We start from the raw sequence: 3,251 nt of genomic DNA on the forward strand, positions 1-3,251 counted from the left end.
ACCTAAAATAAACCTCGATACACCAGCATTGTGTATTTCAGCTACTCAATAATTGGGAAACTTCAGATTAAGGAGTTGAAAGATGTTTAATCAAATTATCATGTTTTTAGGTTCTCTTGTATTTATGAGTGTTATTGGATATTTAGCGTGGGATTCATACAAAGAATTTAAAGAACACGAACCAAAATAAAAGTGACCCAAATTCTGCTCAAACGCTGAAAATCATGGAAACGGAGCTTAGCGAAGTGGTGATTTTTAGTCCCTGATAGGCGACAGGGCAATTCGCTGATTCGACGTGTGCTAGCAGCACGCGAGAGGAGCAAGAATTGCATTCCGAATAGCCGTCCAGCCAGTGAGGTAGTAATGACGAAGCGGCTTTTGTGCGTAGTCGTTGCGGACGCAGGGCGTTCAGGGCATCTCCCATCCGCTGCGTAGGTGAACGAATTATGGCGACAGGAGTCCCGGAATTTCGTGAGGTAGCATGGCGCGCCTGTTATTTTATCGGTCCCATGCTCCAGCGTGGGAATGCAGCTTGTGACGCTCAGCGTCGCGGAACGCGGAGCGTTCCCGTATGAATTCCCACAGGGACCTTACAAACAAGTGCTTAATATTTTCGATTAAAATCGAGTCTGACCCTAAATTACTTACTGTCCCCTTTTTCTTTTAGGAGGAAAATATGCAAATAGCGATTGAACTACCCAATGATTTTATGACAATGCAGTCAGAACAGCAGGTCAAACAAGAAATGTGTTTATCATATGCTCTTAGATTGTACAAAACAGCACAAGTTACCATCTCTAAAGCAGCTGTGCTTGCAAATTTAGATATCTATGAATTTATGAGTCGTTGTAAAGAAGAACAAATACCGGTAATTAATATTACTAGAGACGAGTTACTTGAAGAACTTGAAAGCATGGCTAGTCAATGATTTTAGTAGCTGATAGTTCAGCACTTGTTGCACTTTCAGTATGCGGTAGCCTGACATTATTAGATCAACTTTTTAAAGAAGTGACAGTGCCGGAAGCTGTATTTCTGGAAGTAGTAAAAAGTGATAAACCAGAAGCAAAAAAACTAGAAAATTATTTACGAGAAAAAGTTCGTAAGGTAAATATGCATGATTTTATTTATCTGGATGGAAATGCTGATGCCGGAGAAACTGAAGCCATGTTGCTTTACAAGCAAGAATTAGCTGACGAGACTGAATGATTAACAATAAGAATTAAGGCGCAGAATTAAAAATGCAGAGTAAGACTTAAAACCCTTTGGTTCATAGAGCGAAGTCGAAGGGGGCATTTAATTGATTAAGCTACTCTCTGAATCGAATCAAGATTGATATGACTTCGTGCTTCTTCCAGCTCATAATCAGCCTGTAGCCCTGTCCAGAACTGTTCAGAAGTTCCAAAGTATTTAGCTAGCCTTATTGCCGTATCAGCAGTTACTGCTCTATTTCCATGCACTATCTCATTAACTCGCCTAGGAGAAACATTAATAGCTTTGGCAATGGCATTTTGGCTAATTTTCATAGGTTTTAAAAACTCTTCAAATAAAACCTCTCCAGGATGAATATTAGTTAACATTTTCATTCTCCTTAGTGATAATCCACAATCTCAACTTTTTCAGGATTGCCATTGTTCCAGACAAAACAGACACGCCATTGCTTATTGATACGAATACTATGCTGACCTTTTCTTTTACCTTCCAATGATTCCAGTCGATTAGCAGGTGGTATACGTAAATCGTCCAGATTTACCGAATTATTAAGCATTCTTAACTTTCTTCTGGCTACACTCTGAATGTTTACTGGCAATTTTCTGGATTGAATACCATTAAATATTTTTTCCGTCTCTGAACATTTAAAGTTAGCTATCATAGATAAAGTATAACGCATGACAACATGTAACGAAAGTCGTTATACTTTATGTTCTTAACCTTAGCCTGTTAGTTTTTTAAAAAAATAAAGTTCGGAAATGGAAAGGAGTACCAGATACAGCGGGTTAAACTAAAAATCAAGCTGGCTGACCCCTTGATTTTACGACAGGTTGGTTGACATTTAGCGTAACAGGGGTAGCCTAATGGACGAAACATTTTTTTCACCAAAGAGAACGAATATGAAAATAGAATATACATACTGGAAAGACAATGATTTTTTCATTGGTTTCATTAACCAATACCCTGATTATGAGACTCAAGGAGAGACCCTTGAAGAACTTAAAGAAAACTTAAGGGATTTATGGCAAGATTTGGCAGCAGATATGATTCCTTATAGTAGAAAAGTTGATGAGCTCATGGTTGCTTAATGAAACGGCGAGATTTAATAAAAAAATTAGAATTAGTAGGATGTAAATTATCAAGACACGGAGGAAAGCATGATTGGTATACAAACGAAATAACAAAACAATCTCAGCCTATCTCAAGACATAGGGAAATAAATGAAAACCTTGCAAAATCGATTATAAAAAAATTAAGTTAAAACTCAAGTAATAGCAATAAGTGTAAGCCGGTATGAAACTTATGGAAGCTGGCTCCCAAGCAGATTTATTTAAATAAAACCGCAATATCAATCGAGTCTGACCCTTTTGGTTATATAAAGGTTGATTAGGTATTACAATTCTCGGTAATCTTGCCATGAGCTGACTATGCAGCGGATTAAGCTAAAAAATCTGACCCCTTGATTTACAAATGGAAAAACACTTTGAGCTAGTAGATAAACGTTTTGAACAAATGCATGCTGAGTTCAATAAACGTTTTGAACAAGTCGATAAACGATTGGAACAGATCGACAAACAGCTTGAAAAACAAGGCCAAGCCATCATGGATATACACCAAGAAATAAAGCTTCAAATGCGCTGGAGTTTTGGTATGTTGCTCGGAATAGGTGGTCTAGTTGTTGGAGTATTGAAATTAACTGGTTAATTTTGTTTACGTTTATTCGCAATTCGGGACCTGAACATCCCTCTGGTTCCGAAGAAGGGCTAAAAAAGACTTATCAATGGTACCGCCTGGAGCATCAAAATGAATTTAGGGAATATCAAAATCATGAGATACAGACACAGAATTTAAAAATTTGAATTAATAATTAACACCTGTACACAAATAAGAGTAATCGCTAAAATAAGAAACTACGGCAATACAAAGATTTTAAAAGGTAAATGTAAGCTGTAACTGAGTATTGTGCCCTTAGAATTCGCTACAGAAAAAAACAAGGTGTTCGGGGAGTCCCTACTTTTGCGAAAGCTCATTTTGGGCGTCCA

At 37.5% G+C, this 3,251-nt stretch carries 8 protein-coding genes; 6 read left to right on the forward strand and 2 right to left on the reverse strand.

Annotated features, from left to right (window positions below; translation table 11 throughout):
* Nucleotides 1–380: 380 nt before the first annotated feature.
* The 3 genes from CDZ78_RS21460 to CDZ78_RS18650 all read left to right on the forward strand — a co-directional run bounded on the left by CDZ78_RS21460 (nucleotide 381) and on the right by CDZ78_RS18650 (nucleotide 1,206).
* Nucleotides 381–575 carry a hypothetical protein gene (locus CDZ78_RS21460; RefSeq protein WP_140414213.1) on the forward strand — a complete coding sequence of 65 codons (195 nt, stop codon included), beginning with the start codon at nucleotides 381–383 and terminating at the stop codon, nucleotides 573–575.
* A gap of 101 nt (nucleotides 576–676) precedes the next feature.
* Nucleotides 677–928, forward strand: a complete 252-nt coding sequence (locus tag CDZ78_RS18645) for a UPF0175 family protein (protein WP_087871319.1) — start codon at nucleotides 677–679, stop codon at nucleotides 926–928.
* Nucleotides 925–1,206, forward strand: a complete 282-nt coding sequence (locus CDZ78_RS18650) for a PIN domain-containing protein (RefSeq protein ID WP_087871320.1) — start codon at nucleotides 925–927, stop codon at nucleotides 1,204–1,206. The genes CDZ78_RS18645 and CDZ78_RS18650 overlap by 4 nt, the downstream gene beginning before the upstream one ends.
* 95 nt (nucleotides 1,207–1,301) lie before the next feature.
* On the opposite strand, the gene CDZ78_RS18655 is transcribed toward CDZ78_RS18650, so the two are convergent.
* Nucleotides 1,302–1,583 carry a HigA family addiction module antitoxin gene (locus CDZ78_RS18655; protein WP_087871321.1) on the reverse strand — a complete coding sequence of 94 codons (282 nt, stop codon included), beginning with the start codon at nucleotides 1,581–1,583 and terminating at the stop codon, nucleotides 1,302–1,304.
* A 5-nt stretch (nucleotides 1,584–1,588) separates the two neighbouring features.
* Entirely contained in the window at nucleotides 1,589–1,870 is a 282-nt protein-coding gene (locus tag CDZ78_RS18660; protein WP_087871325.1) for a type II toxin-antitoxin system RelE/ParE family toxin, read from the reverse strand.
* A 202-nt stretch (nucleotides 1,871–2,072) separates the two neighbouring features.
* Here CDZ78_RS18660 and CDZ78_RS18665 point away from each other — a divergent pair, with 202 nt between their 5' ends.
* The 3 genes from CDZ78_RS18665 (at nucleotide 2,073) to CDZ78_RS18675 (ending at nucleotide 2,913) form a co-directional block, all read left to right on the forward strand.
* Nucleotides 2,073–2,297 carry a type II toxin-antitoxin system HicB family antitoxin gene (locus CDZ78_RS18665; RefSeq protein WP_244559291.1) on the forward strand — a complete coding sequence of 75 codons (225 nt, stop codon included), beginning with the start codon at nucleotides 2,073–2,075 and terminating at the stop codon, nucleotides 2,295–2,297.
* The gene (locus tag CDZ78_RS18670) at nucleotides 2,297–2,470 is read left to right on the forward strand and encodes a type II toxin-antitoxin system HicA family toxin (RefSeq protein WP_087871323.1); all 174 of its coding nucleotides are present in this window, start codon (nucleotides 2,297–2,299) and stop codon (nucleotides 2,468–2,470) included. The genes CDZ78_RS18665 and CDZ78_RS18670 overlap by 1 nt, the downstream gene beginning before the upstream one ends.
* Nucleotides 2,471–2,679: 209 nt before the next feature.
* The gene (locus CDZ78_RS18675; RefSeq protein ID WP_087871324.1) at nucleotides 2,680–2,913 is read left to right on the forward strand and encodes a hypothetical protein; all 234 of its coding nucleotides are present in this window, start codon (nucleotides 2,680–2,682) and stop codon (nucleotides 2,911–2,913) included.
* Nucleotides 2,914–3,251: the final 338 nt, after the last annotated feature.

It is taken from the genome of Bathymodiolus platifrons methanotrophic gill symbiont (assembly GCF_002189065.1).
Classification (GTDB): Bacteria; Pseudomonadota; Gammaproteobacteria; order Methylococcales; family Methylomonadaceae; genus Methyloprofundus.